General features: G+C 38.8%; 16 protein-coding genes. 15 read left to right on the forward strand and 1 reads right to left on the reverse strand.

What is annotated here, in order from left to right; all coding sequences use genetic code 11:
- Positions 1-6: 6 nt before the first annotated feature.
- Positions 7-582 carry a nuclease-related domain-containing protein gene (locus tag HNQ80_RS14610; RefSeq protein ID WP_207727027.1) on the reverse strand — a complete coding sequence of 192 codons (576 nt, stop codon included), beginning with the start codon at positions 580-582 and terminating at the stop codon, positions 7-9.
- A 662-nt stretch (positions 583-1,244) separates the two neighbouring features.
- Here HNQ80_RS14610 and HNQ80_RS14615 point away from each other — a divergent pair.
- The 15 genes from HNQ80_RS14615 (at position 1,245) to modB (ending at position 17,428) form a co-directional block, all read left to right on the forward strand.
- Complete coding sequence (locus HNQ80_RS14615) at positions 1,245-2,084, forward strand: FAD binding domain-containing protein (protein ID WP_184311414.1); 840 nt, start codon at positions 1,245-1,247, stop codon at positions 2,082-2,084.
- Positions 2,085-2,102: 18 nt separating this feature from the next.
- Positions 2,103-2,573 carry a (2Fe-2S)-binding protein gene (locus tag HNQ80_RS14620; protein ID WP_184311415.1) on the forward strand — a complete coding sequence of 157 codons (471 nt, stop codon included), beginning with the start codon at positions 2,103-2,105 and terminating at the stop codon, positions 2,571-2,573.
- A gap of 17 nt (positions 2,574-2,590) precedes the next feature.
- The gene (locus tag HNQ80_RS14625; protein ID WP_330602885.1) at positions 2,591-4,900 is read left to right on the forward strand and encodes a xanthine dehydrogenase family protein molybdopterin-binding subunit; all 2,310 of its coding nucleotides are present in this window, start codon (positions 2,591-2,593) and stop codon (positions 4,898-4,900) included.
- A gap of 135 nt (positions 4,901-5,035) precedes the next feature.
- Positions 5,036-6,277: a uracil-xanthine permease family protein gene (locus tag HNQ80_RS14630; RefSeq protein WP_207727028.1), complete on the forward strand. Its 1,242-nt coding sequence runs from the start codon at positions 5,036-5,038 to the stop codon at positions 6,275-6,277.
- A 120-nt stretch (positions 6,278-6,397) separates the two neighbouring features.
- A complete protein-coding gene (gene arcC / locus HNQ80_RS14635; RefSeq protein ID WP_330602886.1) occupies positions 6,398-7,345 on the forward strand; it encodes a carbamate kinase in 948 nt (315 codons plus the stop codon).
- 374 nt (positions 7,346-7,719) lie between these two features.
- Positions 7,720-9,405 carry a PucR family transcriptional regulator gene (locus HNQ80_RS14640; protein WP_184311416.1) on the forward strand — a complete coding sequence of 562 codons (1,686 nt, stop codon included), beginning with the start codon at positions 7,720-7,722 and terminating at the stop codon, positions 9,403-9,405.
- A 157-nt stretch (positions 9,406-9,562) separates the two neighbouring features.
- Entirely contained in the window at positions 9,563-10,522 is a 960-nt protein-coding gene (locus tag HNQ80_RS14645) for a DUF2877 domain-containing protein (protein ID WP_184311417.1), read from the forward strand.
- On the forward strand, positions 10,519-12,075 hold the full coding sequence (gene fdrA / locus HNQ80_RS14650; protein ID WP_184311418.1) for an acyl-CoA synthetase FdrA: 1,557 nt from the start codon (positions 10,519-10,521) through the stop codon (positions 12,073-12,075). Before HNQ80_RS14645 ends, fdrA begins: the two co-directional genes overlap by 4 nt.
- A 14-nt stretch (positions 12,076-12,089) precedes the next feature.
- Positions 12,090-12,263, forward strand: a complete 174-nt coding sequence (locus HNQ80_RS14655) for a fdrA domain protein (protein ID WP_184311419.1) — start codon at positions 12,090-12,092, stop codon at positions 12,261-12,263.
- Between the two features lie 25 nt (positions 12,264-12,288).
- Positions 12,289-13,551, forward strand: coding sequence for a YlbE family protein (locus tag HNQ80_RS14660; protein WP_184311420.1), 1,263 nt, complete (start codon positions 12,289-12,291; stop codon positions 13,549-13,551).
- Positions 13,552-13,638: 87 nt separating this feature from the next.
- Positions 13,639-14,433, forward strand: a complete 795-nt coding sequence (locus HNQ80_RS14665) for a cyclase family protein (protein ID WP_184311421.1) — start codon at positions 13,639-13,641, stop codon at positions 14,431-14,433.
- 80 nt (positions 14,434-14,513) lie between these two features.
- Positions 14,514-15,398, forward strand: coding sequence for a carbon-nitrogen hydrolase family protein (locus tag HNQ80_RS14670; RefSeq protein WP_184311422.1), 885 nt, complete (start codon positions 14,514-14,516; stop codon positions 15,396-15,398).
- A gap of 171 nt (positions 15,399-15,569) precedes the next feature.
- On the forward strand, positions 15,570-15,896 hold the full coding sequence (locus HNQ80_RS14675; RefSeq protein ID WP_184311423.1) for a winged helix-turn-helix domain-containing protein: 327 nt from the start codon (positions 15,570-15,572) through the stop codon (positions 15,894-15,896).
- A 71-nt stretch (positions 15,897-15,967) separates the two neighbouring features.
- The gene (modA, locus tag HNQ80_RS14680) at positions 15,968-16,750 is read left to right on the forward strand and encodes a molybdate ABC transporter substrate-binding protein (RefSeq protein ID WP_184311424.1); all 783 of its coding nucleotides are present in this window, start codon (positions 15,968-15,970) and stop codon (positions 16,748-16,750) included.
- 9 nt (positions 16,751-16,759) lie between these two features.
- Positions 16,760-17,428 (forward strand): molybdate ABC transporter permease subunit, encoded by a 669-nt coding sequence (gene modB, locus HNQ80_RS14685; RefSeq protein WP_184311425.1) that lies wholly within the window; start codon positions 16,760-16,762, stop codon positions 17,426-17,428.
- Positions 17,429-17,432 lie beyond the last annotated feature (4 nt).

A 17,432-nucleotide genomic window follows, 5' to 3' on the forward strand; every position in this document is an offset into this window, starting at 1 on the left:
GAGTCCTCATACTTCATGGCATTGATATTGATGCAGGGTATCATAGGTACAGATGATGTGAATCAGATCTTTCATAATTTCCTTATTGAGGGATCGCTGTTGGAACTCTGACAGATATTCTTCCAGTTTACTTAGCTTTACAATGGGAGCGGATGTAACCTTCAGCAAGCGGGTAATTCTGTCATTATAAACGATAATACCATAAATAGGAAGGTATTTTATGTGGTGATCTTCTAGCATTGCTTTCATGGCAAATAAAGATTTCTGCAATTGAAGTTCTGGATCAAGTATAGAATTCATTTTCCACGTGAAAACATCCACTGGTTCAATTGCTTTCCATGTCTGATCTTGAATATTTAAATTATCTAGGGTTCCTGGTGTATCCAGTATATTGAGCAGAAAAAGACCTTTTTTTGATATCACCAGATAATCTATATGGCAGGTTTCACAATCCAACGGTAAAAGAGGATTATGAAAGATTATTGCGTTTCTGTCTACCTCAAATATGGCATCTTTTACTCTCTTATCTATGTTTACACTACCATCTAGGGTTATAGATTTAATCAATAATACTGCAGCCATGGAATAAACCGTGCCAAGCATAATTTGAATATCTCTATATAACAATGTGAAAAGGCAAGATAAGAAGAAGATTGAGCCATACAAGAGGAGCCGGGAATAAATTTTCTCTTGTATGATTTTTTTATAATGAGTGTGATTCATAAACTCACTCCTTTTGACAATGCCTTGAATGGATCTTTTCTATTTGATTTATACCCCAAAATGAAGGGTGCATAACTTCATTTAAAAAGTATAAGAGAAGGAAAAAGACCACATAAAATAGATTGAAAATTTGTTGAATTTCAACAAAAGAATTAGAGAAAGTAATGTAGAAATATCTAATAAAATACAATAAGTAAAAGGCATAAATATCCCATAGGCATCCCTACATAAAAGTTTAAGGATCTTAGTCAATTGTGAGATTTATATAAAAAAAAGATAAAAACTTATGATGAACATACAAAGGAGATAAACAAGATAAGTCGAAATTTTCGATATTGTAGAAATGATCAGACTTATAGGATGGGATGTTTTTGTAGTTTGGTGGAAGTAGGACAAAGAGGGAAAAAAGAGAAACCTGAGGCCATTTCTTTCTCGCAAGAAAACGTTATCAGAGTATGTTTCACAATGAACAATTGAGGCATGAAGCATAATATTAGAAAATTCTCATGGGGGTGGGTCATTTGAAAAGCTTTGAGTATTTTAAACCAAGGACATTAGAAGAAGCCAGTGCTTTGTTGATAAAGTATGGGGACAAAGCCAGCATATTAAATGGAGGAACAGACTTAATCGTTAGAATGCATGATGGAGTCAGCCATCCGGAAGTGGTCATAGACATCAAAGGTATTGCTGGTTTGAAAAAAATGGAATTCAATGAAAATGAAGGATTGACTATTGGAGCATGTGTAACGATGAACGATATGGCACAAGACGCTGTGTTATTGGAGAAATATAGAATTCTGGCAGAAGCCAGTCATACGGTAGGTTCTTGTCAAGTTAGAAACAGGGCGACGCTGGTAGGAAATATTACCAACGCATCTCCTTTAGCGGATACCGCAACACCGCTTTTGGCGTTAGATGCTTTTGTAAAAGTGTTTGGTCCAGGAGGAGAAAGGGAAATATCTATTCATGAATTCTTCGTATGGGTAAGAAAGACTTGCCTTCAAGCAGGAGAGATTGTTATAGGGGTTCGATTGCCTAATTATGAGGAAAACGTTTTAGGAACCTATCAAAAACATGCTAGAAAAGATGAAGTGGATTTATCAACAGTATGCGCCTCAGTGGTGAAGGCTGATGGGACAGTGCGCATTGCATTAGGATCTGTAGCACCTACGCCAATTAGAGCGAAAAAGACGGAGGAATTCTTAGCAGGGAAAGCATTAACAGAAGAAATAATAAACCAAGCATCTGAAATTGTTCTAAGCGAGATATCTCCGATTGACGATATTCGCGCTTCTAAACAATACAGACAAGATATCGTGAAGATTTTAGTAAAACGGGGCCTAATTGAACTTAGCAAGTAAAGCGAAGGAGGGAATAAAATGAAACATGAAATTAGCTTTACTTTAAATGGAGAAGTAGTAAATGCTAGTATAGAACCATTTTTGACATTATTAGATATGCTAAGAGAAGTATTTGATTTAACAGGCGCAAAAGAAGGATGCGGAGGCGGAGAATGCGGTGCATGTACTGTCCTTGTAAATAAAAAGCCTGTAAATGCTTGTTTGATGCTGGGCGTTGAGGCTGATGGAAAAGAAATCCTTACTGTAGAAGGATTGTCTGATGGCATTGAATTAGATGAATTACAACAATCCTTTATCGACCGCGCCGCACTACAATGTGGTTATTGTACGCCTGGGATGATTATGTCTGCAAAGGCATTGTTAATGGAAAACCCAACACCTAATGAAAAGGAAGTTATAAAAGCGATTAGTGGAAATTTATGCAGATGTACTGGGTACAAAAAAATAGTGGAAGCAGTTATGGATATCTCAGAGAAGAATGCAAGGTAATGGGAGGAGGGAAAACGGTGAAATATATCGGTGAAAGTGTAAATAGAGTAGACGGAATCAAAAAGGTTACTGGCTCATTAAAGTACGTAGATGATATGAAAATGCACGGGATGCTTCATGCAGTTGTGAAGAGAAGCCCCTATCCCCATGCTAAAATTATCAGCATAGATACCAGCGAAGCAGAAAAGCTACCAGGGGTAAAGGCAGTTATTACAGGAAAAGATGTTCCAAATAGGGCAGGCTTATATTTGGAAGATAAAACCTTCTTAGCTACAGATAAAGTGCGCTATAGAGGAGAAGCTGTGGCAGCTGTGGCAGCTGAAACAAAGGAAATTGCAAAAGAGGCGATTGAATTAATTAAAGTGGTGTATGAAGAATTGCCTGCTGTAACCAACGCAGTTGAAGGACTAAAACCAGATTCACCACTAGTACATCCTGATCTAGGCAAATACAAATGGGGATCGATTTTCTATCCTCAGCCTGGAACCAATATCAGTAACCATTATAAGATCCGTAAAGGTGATATTGATAAAGGATTTGAAGAAGCTGACCATATCGTTGAAAATAGTTTCTTTGTTCCACAAATTCAGCATTGCCCTATTGAAAATCATAGTGCAATTGCTCAGATGGATGCAGAGGGAGCCCTGACGGTTTGGGCATCTTGCCAATCACCCTATGCTGTGAGAAAAGCACTTTCGGTAGCTTTTGATATTCCATTAAACAAATTGCGTGTATTGTCTCCCGCTGTAGGTGGAGGCTTTGGAGGTAAAGCGGGAACTACCTTAGAAGGAATCGTTATTCCTTTGGCGAGAAAGGCAAAGGGGAGACCGGTGAAGCTTACATATTCTCGTGAAGATGAATTTGTGAACAGCTTTGTAAGACAAGGATTACATGCAAGCATAAAGACAGGTATTACCAGGGACGGAAAAATTGTTGCGGTAAAGAATCATTTTGTTTGGGATGGCGGTGCTTATACTGAATACGGCGTGAATATTGTCAGATCAGGGGGATATGCTTCTACGGGCCCATATGATATACCAAACGTTTGGACGGATTCAATCTGTGTATATACAAACCATCCAGTAGGAGGACCATACAGAGGATTCGGTATGTCTGAAATTCACTTTGCCATTGAACAGAATATTGATATGTTAGCAGATAAGATAGGGATGAGTCCAGTTGACATAAGAAAAATTAATGGTCTAAGACCAGGAGGAAGAAATGCTACAGGTCAAGTTATCGATGTGTGTGGATTACAAGAATGTATCGATGACGTAGTGAAGGAGTTAGATTTTAGAAAAAAAGAAAAAATTATAAATTCTAAAAAAGTGCGAGGCACAGGACTTGCCTGTGGATATAAAGCACCTTCTATGCCGAACAACGTGGCTTCATCGGCGGTGATCAAATTAAACGAGGATGGAACGGCACACCTTCTTGTAAGCGCTCAGGATATTGGTCAGGGTTCTGATACAGTACTGGTTCAAATCGCATCAGAAATGCTCTCCATCCCTCCCTCCAAAATTACCATTAAAACAGGAGATACGGACAATTCTCCATACGAGTGGCAAACTGTTGCAAGTCGAATTACCTATTGTACAGGAAATGCTGTTATTAAAGCTTGCGAAGACATTAAAGAACAGTTATTTGAATTGGCACAAATTCAATTAGGCATTTACAAGAGAGATTTAGAGCTTCGAGATGAGCATGTGATATCTAAGATTTATCCTGATAAAAAGGTGTTCATTGGAGATTTGGCACTAGGATTGGCAATGCCTGACGGTTCAGGCATACATGGACCCATTATAGGGAGGGGTTCCTTTATTCCAGATAACGTAAGGAATACGGATAAGCAAACAGGGCAAGGGGAAAAGCCTGTGGCGTTCTGGACCTACGGATGTCAAGGTGTTGAGATAGAAATTGATACAGAGACAGGAAAAGTTGATGTACTCAAAGTTGTATCCAGTTTTGATGTGGGTAAGATTATAAATCCAAAGCTAATCGAGGGGCAAATTGAAGGAGGGATTGTACAGGGATTGGGTTCAGGGATATTTGAAGAGATGATTCTTGAGAACGGAATTGTAAAAAATCCAAGCTTTGTAGACTATAAAATTCCAACGGCAGATGATATGCCAGAGATGATTGTTAAATTTGTAGAAAATCCTGAAGAAGCAGGGCCTTTTGGAGCTAGAGGGGTAGGGGAACCATGTATGGTGCCTACGGCTCCAGCTATTGCAAATGCAGTTTACGATGCCCTTGGTATCCGAATCAATTCCTTACCAATTACAGCGGAGAAAGTTTTGAAAGCATTAAGAGAAAAGAGGCAATAAGGCTATGGAGAGGATGGTGTTGTGATTGAATGCTTGTTCAGCACGATCCTTAAAATAGAGTACTAGCAAGTAAAGCATTCGTGGAAGTGGAATAAACAGGCCCATAAAAAACTCAATATTGAAAGGAGTATGTCTATGAGCAACGAAAGTATGATCGTGGAAACACAGCAAACCATCCGCGAGGGGGATTATATTCCTACTAGCAAAAAGGTAATCCTCGGTATGCAGCATACATTTACGATGTTTGGTGCAACTGTACTTGTGCCGTTGATTACGGGAATGAATATCTCAGTCTCGTTATTTATGGCAGGAGTTGGAACACTACTTTTTCATTTGATTACAAAAGGAAAAGTTCCAGCTTTTTTAGGGTCTTCCTTTGCGTTTATCGCACCAACCTTAGCAGTTGCAGCACTGCCAAATCATGATTTGCAGTATGCCCAAGGAGGAATTGTAATTGCTGGACTCATTTACTTGATATTAGCAGGGTTGGTGTATTTTTTTGGGCAAGAGAAAATCGTTCAATTCTTTCCACCAATAGTGACGGGTCCAATTATTATGGTTATTGGATTAAAGCTGGCTCCTACTGCCATTGACATGGCAAAAGGAAACTGGACCCTTGCGATTGTGAGTTTGGTGATCGTTGTGGGGATCAGCATATTTGGCAGAGGATTCATTCAAGTATTGCCAGTGTTATGTGGACTTATCGGGGGTTATATCTTTGCAATAATTACTGGCAACGTAGACTTCACTCCAATTTCACAGGCTGCATTCTTTGGTATTCCAAAGTTTACAATTGCTAAATTCGACGTGCAATCTGTAATGATGATTGCGCCAATTGCAATCGCTACGATGGTAGAGCACATCGGAGATGTGCTTGCAATCGGTGCCACAGTAGAAAAGGATTTCTTTGATGAGCCAGGTCTACACCGTACATTGTTAGGCGATGGCATTGCAACATCTTTATCTGCAATGCTAGGTGGGCCAGCAAATACAACTTATTCAGAGAATACAGGCGTACTTGCTTTAACAAGGGTATTCAATCCGATTATCATGAGAATTGCCGCTTGTTTTGCAATCCTTTTGGGAATAGTACCCAAACTTGGAGCAGTGATTAGCACGATCCCTACACCTATCGTTGGAGGTATTTCCATCGTACTTTTTGGGATGATCGCTTCCATTGGTGGTAGAACGCTTGTAGAACATCAAGTGGATTTTACAAAATCCAGAAATCTGATCATTGCAGCAGTTATATTGGTGTTAGGCTTAGGCGGTGCTGCCCTTCCAATTGGCTTTGGCACAATGAGTTTTACGATAGAGGGTATGGCATTAGCAGCAATCACAGGTATTATACTAAATAAAGTTTTACCCGTTAAGTAGGTTTAAAATAATTCCACTTCCAAGAACACTCATACATGTATGAGTGTTCTGAACTTCTAAAACATAAGAATCATAGAAACATAGGAGATCAACTTTTAATATGCGAAATGGGGGATATACGTGAAGAAAGATAGAGTAGTGATAGCGCTTGGTGGTAACGCATTGCAAGCAGATCCAAAGGACACTACAGCAGAGGCACAGTTGATCACTGCTAAGCAAACTGCTAGACCATTGGTGGATTTAATTGAAGACGGACATGAACTCATTATCGCCCATGGAAATGGGCCTCAGGTAGGACAAATCATAGCAACCTACGAAGCTGCGGCGGGTGTACCCATAATGCCTTTTCCAGAATGCGGCGCCATGAGTCAAGGCTATATTGGGTATCACTTGCAGCAAGCTATTCGAGAGGAAATGGTCTATAGAGGCATCGCCAAAAGCATTGCGGCTGTAGTTACCCAGGTCGTGGTGGATAAAAATGATCCTGGGTTTGAAAATCCTACAAAACCAGTAGGTTCTTTCTTTTCAGCAGAAGAGGCAGCAAGATTGGAGAAAGAGAATGGCTATGTCATGAAAGAAGATGCGGGTAGAGGATGGAGAAGAGTTGTAGCATCACCAGAACCTATAGGTGTGGTGGAAGCTCCCATTGTGAAAACCCTAGTGGATGCAGGGCATGTTGTTATTACGGTTGGAGGCGGTGGCGTCCCCGTGATCGATAAGGGGAATGGAATACTTGAAGGAGTCCCAGCAGTTATAGATAAAGATTTTGCATCGGAAAAAATTGCAGAAATATTAGATGCAGATTATCTCATCATTCTTACAGCTGTTGAGAAAGTGGCGATAAACTTCAATAAGCCAAATCAGAAAGATTTAGATATTGTTACGATTAAAGAAATAAAACAGTATATGAACGAAGGTCATTTTGCACCAGGGTCTATGCTTCCAAAAGTTAAGGCTGCAATGAAATTCGTTGAATCAAAGCCAGGACGAAAAGCATTGATTACTTCTTTAGAAAAAGCAAAAGAAGGAATCGAGGGAAGAACAGGAACCGTGATTGTAAATAGATAATTGTAAAAAGCCCTAGGATTGGATGCCCTAGGGCTTTTATTCATCAGATGTCCATAGAATATTCTCAATAAAATGGCAGTTTAGCAATGAACATTCTCCTGTATTGTCATACAAATAGGTAAGGTTGTTTTTGTGAAAAGTTAACAAAGGATTGGCTGCTTAAATATGGAATAAATTATATAAAGAAAAATAAAATTATTATGACAAATTGTTCAAGTATGATAAAAACAGGGCTACACCAAAGCTGCCTACGAATAGTTTTTATATGTTATATATGAGTTTTTAGACAAATAAAAATAAGAATTAGTATATGTTACTAAATGAAAAACGAACTACTTTATGGAACGATTTTCAAAAGGGTAGGAGGAGTAAACTTGCATGAATCCTTAGGCATTACAGTAAAAGAGATGTTAGATTTAGAAGTATTAAAAGGCTCAAAGGTATTGGCTGGACATGATGGACTCGAGGGTAAGATCACAAAAATGAACGTAATGGAAGTGCCTGATATTATTGATTGGGTTACAACGGGAGAATTCCTTCTAACAACGGCTTATTCTATAAAAGATGACATAGAAATATTAAAAAACTTGATTCCTCAGCTAAAAGAGCGAAATCTAGCAGGTCTTGGCATAAAGATGAGACGCTATGTTGAAAAACTTCCAGATGAAATCATTCAGATTGCCGATGCATTAAATTTTCCAATTATTGAAATACCGTTGCATATCGCCTATACAGATATCATGATGCCTGTACTGACAGAGATTATTAATAAACAAACAAATACGTTGATAAAGATTGATGAAGTGCATAACAAGCTTATGCATGTCATGCTAAGGGGTGGAGGGATCAACGAAATCGCTCGAACCATAGGCCAATCCATAGGAAATTCTCTGATTATTCGAGACACAATTTTTGATTCGATGGTAGTTCATTGTGATGAGGAGAAACAAGAAGTACTTCAGAGAATGATCGAAAATGAAAGGATATCTCCATTGAACACAGCTTGCTCATCTTTGGGGGATCGGATTACTGTAACATCAGAGGACGAGATACTAGGGAAAGCAATCAAGAGAATTCAGGTTCCTATTCATGTGGATGATAGACACTATGGATATTTATATGTCTGGGAAGATTATAGAAAATTGAGTGCAGTGGAGTTAATCAGCATAGAGGCAGCAATTCCAATGATCGCATTGGATTTGAGTAAAAAATCATCTATGTTTGAACTGGAAAGTCGCCATAAGATAGAATTTTTCGATGATCTATTGTCAGCAGATGAAAAAAGACAAAAACAAGCACTAGAACGCTCAGGTTTTTTTGATTTTGACACCACATTGGGATATGGGACGATCTTGATTACAATTAACAATGCGGATGGATTTATAAAGGGGACTTTAAACAATTCAAATTTCTTGTATCAATTAAACACAAAAATTCTTCAAAATATTGAAAGATTAACGAAGGAAAGTAAGGGAAAGCTGGTTTTTGGGAATAAAAGTGATTATATTATTCTGCTCTACGGTGCAAATCCATCCAAATCGCCCTTAGAGGTGAAAAAGGAGATGATGGAATTGGTGCAGATAGTGACGCAATACATCGAATATACTATGCCTGAAATCCGATACTCCATTGGTGTTGGACGATATAATAAAGAAATAAAGAATCTGTGGAGAAGTTATAACGAAGCCATGAAAGCAGTTCTTAACAAGAAAAAAAATGCCCATAACAGCGTGATGCATTTCGACGACCTTGGAATATACCGCATTTTATGGATAGATGAAATGGAAGAAGAACTCATGCAGTTTTATCGTGAAATGCTGCAGCCTTTGGTACTATATGACAAAGAAAAAGACTCAGAGCTTGTGAAAACACTTCAGATGTATTTTCAGTGTGGAGGGAATCTAAAAAAGATATCTGAAGAGATGTATACCCACTATAATACGATTATCTATCGTATTCAGCGTATTAAAGAAATTACTAACATAGACCTTGAAGAACCGAATGGACGGCTAAATTTGCAAGTAGCCCTTAAAATATTCGAGTTGATCGAACCAAAGTAAATTTTAAATTTAGTAAAATACAACAAAAACATAGAAAGATGTTTAGGGCATCTAGCCAAAGGAATGCAGGCGATAAGGGAAGAATCATTAGACCATAGGAAGGACCTAAAAACTTCATAGTCGCAAGGGCTAAATATGATGAAAAGGAAACGATGTGATGAAAGCAATCGCGATATGTCTTAACACAAAGCAACTATTGAAAGAAAAAAAAGAGATTTATGGAGTGATTCATTCCGTATTCAACCAGGTGTGCAATATAGAGACAAAAGACCATATATTGATTCCGCTAATATCTAGATGCATTCCAAATATGCCTAGATGTATTTCATTACATATGCCCCAAACAGCATCGATGCATTCTTTAGGGCTGGTGAAAGGTCAACAAGTGATGATACGAGATAATCTTTTTAAAATCGTGGATGAAAAGTTCCAGGTGCAACTGGTAGACGCAGCGGTTTGGGATGGAAGACCTGATTTCAATTATATGAAACTGGAAGAATCAATGGTATTAAAGAACTTAAGTGTTCTAAGAAATTCTTTACTTAAAAATGGGAATTTCGATGGCATCGCAGCTATTTCTATGGAAATGGATAAGTATTTCAACGGTGTTGATTATCCTGATGGTTACGCTATGAATCAATACGCCAGATTCATTTGGCCTAGAGTTTTAAAGCTTGTGCGTTTTATCCTTGAAGAAAATTATCAGGGCATTCAAAATGCAGCAAGGCAAATTATAGGATTTGGCATAGGCCTTACACCATCTGCCGATGATTTATTGGCTGGGATCATGATTGCGATGGTTTATGGAGCCAATTATTATGAATTCAATATTCATAATGTCTATGATATGCATCATGTGATGATAACAGGCGTTGAAAATAGAACCACAAAGATCAGTGCCGAGATGCTTTTATTTGCCGCCAGGGGAGAGATTGTAGAGAACGTAAGACAATTGATGATAAGTATTTTTTCTATTGAGAATCAAGTTCTTTTAACACAGCGAATTCTCTCTGTGATAGAAAATGGAGAAACTTCAGGATCCGATTGTATTGCAGGCATATATATAGGGTGCTTATTGAGTGTGATGAAGAACAAAGAAAGGAAGATGAAAAGATGAATTTGGGTGTAGAAATAAGAAAAGGGGCTTATTATGATTCGGTTACACTGATGTTAATTAGTAAAGAGGTTAAGAAGATGGATGGTGTTAAGGAAGCCCTTGTGGGGATGGGAACAGACTTAAATAAGGAGTTAGCATCAAATTTAAAAATGAATGATGATAGGATTAAGGAACTATCTGCAAACGATTTCTTTATTGCTGTTTTATCTGACCACTCAAATATTCTTGAAAAGGTGTGCCAGAAAGTAGATGAGCTTTTGACCCAGAAAAAACAATCGTCTGATGGTGCATATACGCCTCCAACTTTAGATTCTGCAATAAAGCATGCGCCAGATTCCAACTTGGTTTTGATCTCTTTGCCAGGAAAGTATGCGTCTGCAGAGGTGAAAAAAGCACTAGAAAATGACCTCCATGTCATGCTTTTTAGTGATAATGTAAGCGTGGAAGACGAGAAACAATTAAAAGAATTCGCAAGAGAAAAAGGACTGCTAATGATGGGACCAGATTGTGGCACTGCAATTATCAACCAAGTTCCTCTCGCTTTTGCAAATGTTATTCGTAAAGGGGATATCGGAATTATTGGGGCGTCTGGTACTGGAACACAGGAAGTCAGTGTATTGATACATAAATTAGGAGCGGGGGTATCCCAGGTCATTGGTACAGGTGGCAGAGACCTAAAAAAAGAAATCGGTGGCATTATGATGATGGAGGCAATAAAAGCTCTTGGAGAGGATGAGAATACAAAGGTCATTGTATTGATCTCTAAGCCACCAGCACCGGAGATTGCGGAGCAAGTATTGCAGCTAGCAAAACAGACCCAAAAACCTGTGGTGGTCGATTTCATTGGTGGAGATATGGAGATGATCAGAAAATATGGTTTGCTGCCAGGGTTCACCTTGGAAGATACAGCGCATAAGGCTGTGGCCCTTTCAAAAAACCAAGAAATAAAGGATATGATGGGATTCTCCACATGTGAAAAAGAAATTGATGGAATGATTCAACAAGAGGTTTCCAAAATGAAAAGCAATCAAAAGTATTTACGAGGCCTATATACGGGTGGAACTTTATGTGATGAGACAATGAAGATGTTGTCTGCCGACTTTGGAGATATCTATTCCAATATTCCCTTAAAGTCAGAGTTTGCTTTGACAAATGTATTCAAGAGTGTGAAACATACATGTATAGATCTGGGAGATGATGCGTTTACCGTTGGCAAACCCCATCCAATGATCGACACTTCCAGCAGACAGGACAGATTGAAAGCAGAGCTTGAAGATGAGGAAGTGGCTGTAGTACTAATGGATTTTGTTCTTGGATATGGTTCAAATCCAGACCCTGTAGGGGAAATGTTACCTGTGATAGAGGCTGGAAAACGCTATAGAAGTGAAAAAGGTCTAAGTACATGTATTGTGGCATCCATATGTGGAACAGATCAAGATCCTCAAAATGCATTGGAACAAGAGAAAAGGCTAAGGAATGCAGGCGTGATTGTAATGCCTTCGAATGCGCAAGCCGTAAGAGTAGTAGGAAAGATTTTGAAGGAGATTGCTTAAGGGGGGAAGTAAGAATGGCGAAGCTCAGTGAACTATTTAAAGAAGAAGTAAAAGTAATCAACATGGGTTTGGAGTCTTTTGCGAAGGATTTAAAGCAGCAAAAAGTGGAGGTAATCCATGTGGCATGGAAACCACCAGCAGGGGGAAATGCAAAGATGGCTTCTCTATTATCTAAGTTAAAAAAATAATAATTTACAAAAAGGAGATGGCGAAATGATTCAAGAAAGAATTCAAGAAGCCAATAAATCAACCTTAGAAAGGATTCTTGATGCCCAGCCGACACTAGTAGGCATAGGTGTGGCGGAGGAAGTGATCCCAGGAATGACGAAAAAAACAATTCTTCATGCAGGACCACCTATCACATGGGATAAAATGAGCGGCCCATTAAAAGGCGCTGTCATCGGTGGCCTGATCTATGAAGGGCTGGCAGCTAATGAACAAGAAGCAGTAGCTTTGGCGGAGTCAGGGGAAATTGCTTTTGATCCTTGTCATCATCATGATGCAGTAGGTCCTATGGCCGGTGTCGTTACAGCATCTATGCCTGTATGGATTGTAAAGAATATGGCCTATGGTAATCAAGCATACTGCACACTAAATGAAGGGTTAGGAAAAGTTCTTCGATATGGAGCTTATAGTGAAGAAGTTATCAGTAGATTGAAGTGGATAGAAACTGTTTTAGCACCTGTATTAAAAGAAGCTCTAATTCTATGCGGACCTATCGACTTGAAGAATATGATTGCCCAGGTAATTAGCATGGGGGATGAAGGCCATAACAGAAATAAAGCAGGTACATCTCTATTCATCAGAGAACTGGCACCCCATATTATTTACACAAAGTTTGACAACAAGGATAAAGCCGATGTGTTAAAGTTTATGCACAGTAATGATCATTTCTTCTTAAATTTAACCATGCCAGCCTGTAAGGCTACTTTGGAAGCTGCAAAAGGAATCCCCTATAGTACGATTGTCTATACCATGGCGAGAAATGGTACAGAGTTTGGTATTCGTGTTTCAGGACTAGGCGATAGATGGTTCACGGCACCAGCTGAAATCATCGATGGACTATATTTCCCAGGTTATTCATCAGCTGATGCGAATCCAGATATTGGAGATAGTGCGATTACCGAAACCTGCGGAATTGGAGGATTTTGTATGGGTGCAGCCCCAGCGATTGTTCAATTCGTTGGTGGTACACCAGAGGATGCCATTCGATACTCTAAAACAATGTATGAAATTACAGAAGGGGAAAATAACAGCTATAAAATTCCTGTTCTAAACTTCAGAGGATCTGCAACAGGTATTGATATTCAGAAAGTAATAGAACTTGATATATTGCCAATTATAAACACAGGTATTGCCCATAAAGATCCAGGCGTAGGGCAAGTTGGAGCTGGTCTTGTAAATCCACCGCGAAAGTGCTTTGAGGATGCATTGGAAGCATTTGTTGGAGATTTAGAAGAAAAAGGATTGTTATAGCATTTCATAACAACTCAAGCAATGGGTGTTATTGAAATATATCAACATTATCACAATCTTAAGGTAAAATATAAGGAGGTTTTTAAAATGAATTTCTGGAAAAATGTAAAAATGTATGATTTAACACAAAATCTAAGCCACTTAACACCACCATGGCCTACCTATGAACCATTACAAATCAAATTTTTTAAAAGGTTATCACCGAATGGTGCTAATGGACAATTAATCACAACGTCAAACCATGTAGGAACTCATTTGGATGGCCCTTTGCACTTCGATACGGCAGGAAGAGATATCGCGGCATTGGAATTAGAAAAGTTAGTAGGACCTGGTGTTGTTGTTGATCTTTCAGATATTGCAGAAGACTTCAGCATCTATACACCACAGGATATTCTGGATAGAGTAGAAGTAAAAAAAGGGGATATATTGATTATTAATACTGGTTATCACAAATATGGATGGGATCAGCCTGAAGCTGATGAAAGAAGATATATGTTGAGACATCCTGGACCATCCATGGATTTCGTAGATTGGGTAAAAGAAATGGAAATCAAATGGATTGGCGTAGACTGTGGTTCTGCCGATCACCCTATGAATACAAAGATTCGCGATTGGGAACCTAGGGAAGCCGAAAAGGCGGATGCATATTTAAGAGAAAAGTTTGGAAAAGGATTGGATGAAATATATCCTTGGCCAGATGTATATCAAGCAATGCATATGCAGGTGTTCCCAAAACCACACGAAATCATCCATGCTGAAAATTTAGGGGGAGAGATCGACAAAATCTTGAACAAACGATTAATTATTGGCTGCTTCCCATGGAAGTTCCAAGGCGGAGAATCCAGCATCTGCCGTATTGTAGCTTTTGATGAAGTGGAATAATGATACATATCAAAGTTTTATGGATTGCCCGCTGTTTTAGCGGGCAATCATATATCGATGAATAGCTAGGAGGCAGAAGAATGAAAGAGCATATTGCAGCTTGTGTCCAAATTGCAGTGGAACCCAATAATATCAATTATAATATTGACAAATGCTGTACATGGCTAGAAAAGGCAGTGAAAGAGTATGAAGCAGAGTTAGTCGTATTTCCAGAGACAATTACCACAGGCTTTACTCCCAATATGCCTATAGAAGCATTTTATGATATGCTGAAGCCGATTCCGGGAGCTCACACGGAAAAAATTCAGAAACTTGCCAAAGAGCTAAACACCCATGTAATCTTTCCGCTTTATGAAAGGGGAGAGAATGGTATCATTCTCAATAGCTCAATTCTCATTGATGATCAGGGTGAGATACTGGGGAATTATAGAAAAACCCATCCATTTCCGACAGAGAGACTAGGTGGTGGAGGCTGGACAACGCCAGGGGAAGATACAGTGGTTGTAGAGACGAAGTTAGGGAAAATCGGCATGATTATTTGTTATGATGGAGATTTTCCAGAACTTTCAAGGGTTTTAGCACTAAAGGGTGCAGAAATCATTACAAGACCGTCTGCTCTTTTAAGAAGCTACGAAATTTGGGAGATGGTGAACAAGGCGAGAGCATATGACAATCATGTATATTTTTTAGCATGTAATGCTGTAGGTCCTGATGCAGCTAAAAACTATTATTTTGGGCATAGCATGATCGTTAGCCCAATTGCCCAGGTAATAGCGTTAGCTAGGGGTGGAGAAGAAATCATTGCCGAAAAGTTGAATCCTGACCCAATCAAATATGTGAGCTATGGAACAAAATCTCCCATGATTTTTGATCATCTGGAGGACAGGAATGTAAAAGCATATAAAGAAATCTTGCAAGAGGGCAAAAGCTCTTTTGAACCATCAAGGAGAATATCCTACAGATAACTTACAATTTTTAAAGAAGGTTGGAAAGGGACTCCAATCTTCTTTAAAAATCCATAACGTATTTGATAAAGGCAGCATTGATACATAGAAGAAAGATAGGTTTGATTGAAGATTAAAATTATTTTATATGGTTTTATTTTACCTTGTGTTATAGTATGAATAGGTGATGATATGGATATTCGATGGCGTATATGGATTGAAAACAATCAACAAAAGATTTTTGGCAAAGGACCAAGGGATTTGCTTCTTAAGGTAGATGAGCTAGGTTCTTTACGACAGGCAGCTTTGGCTTTGGGTATGTCTTACAGTAAGGCATGGAACCTAGTATCCAGTCTTGAAAAATCACTGGAAATTCCTATACTGGAAAAAAGGATTGGTGGAGTGGATGGTGGAAGCTCCGTGCTGACAAAAGAGGCAAGAACGCTGCTTGCGAAATATGAAATCTTAGAGCATGAAGTGGAGAAAGCCATTATAAAAATCTATAAAGGGATTTTTTAATTTTTGCCCAGCGTTATATGATGGAAAATATAGCGCATGAAATATCGAGCTATTATTTTAGGGGGAGCAGTATGAAAAAATCATTTCTAGTATTACTTACTTTAGGAATGCTGCTAGGTCTTATGTGGTGTTCCCCACATAAAGATTCTTCCCAATCGAAAACGATCTACGTATTGGCAGCAGCAAGCCTGCAAGATTCATTCACTGAGATTCAAAAGAATTTTGAACAAGCAACAGGAATTAAATTGATACTAAATTTTGCTGGATCGGGGACATTACAAAAGCAAATAGAAGAAGGAGCCCCTTGTGACGTTTTTATTTCTGCTGCGCCTAAACAAATGGATGCTTTAGTAGCAAAGAACTTAATGGATCGAGGCAGCAGCATCGATTTACTAAGAAATCGATTGGTTCTCATTGTATCAGAGGCATATAAGGATAAAATAGCATCTGCTTCAGATTTAGCAGATCAGGATATAAGGGTTAGCATCGGTGATCCAGAGGTTGTACCGGCGGGACAATATGCCAAGGATAGCCTCGTATACTTAAACCTTTGGGAAGGAATACAGCATAAAATTGTGTTTGCAAAGGATGTAAGACAAGTAATGGCTTATGTGGAGCGGGGAGAAGTGGATGCCGGGATTATCTATCGCTCGGATGCCGTCCATTTGAAGAGCAGTTTCATCAAGGAAACATTTGATGAAGAATGGCATAATCCCATTGTATATCCAGCAGCGATGGCTACAGACAGTAAGGAAAAAGATGCTGCTGCTCGGTTCCTTTCTTTTATTCAAAATGAAGAATCTATCAAGATTTTCGAGAAAAATGGATTTGAGTTTAATAAAAAAGTAGAGTAGGTAGATAAAATGATAATGAAGCCGATCATGCTGTCCTTAAAAGTTTCGCTGATCGCTACGGTTTTTACAACCATTCTAGGAATCAGCCTGGCAAGGCTGCTTACAAAGTGCAGTTTTAAAGGAAAGGATATGGTAGAGTCCCTTATTTTGTTGCCCATGGTGCTTCCTCCCTCTGTCATAGGTTATGGGTTGCTCATTTTGTTTGGAAGAAGAGGACCTATAGGAAAAGTACTTTATGAAATATTTGGATATAGCATCATTTTTCATTGGTTTGCTGCTTGTATTGCAGCTTCCGTTGTATCGCTTCCATTGATGTATCAAAGCTGTAAAGCAGCATTTATAAATGTCGAATCGGTGTACGAAAATGCTGCGCGAACCTTAGGTGCAGGGGAAGGAAGGGTTTTTTGGAAGATATCCTTACCCTTGGCATGGCCAGGCGTATTGAGTGGTATAGTACTTTCTTTCGCCAGATCATTCGGTGAATTTGGTGCAACCCTGATGGTAGCTGGAAATATTCCAGGCAAAACTCAAACAATCCCCTTGGCCCTATATTTTGCTGTAGAGCGTGGAGATGTAGGGACTGCGAATATGCTAATGTTGATAACGATAATGTTTAGTTTTCTAATGATATATGGCCTTAATAATTGGATTAAGAAAAAATATAAAAATCAAACGTAGGGGA

It is taken from the genome of Anaerosolibacter carboniphilus (assembly GCF_014205875.1).
Classification (GTDB): Bacteria; Bacillota; Clostridia; order Peptostreptococcales; family Thermotaleaceae; genus Anaerosolibacter; species Anaerosolibacter carboniphilus.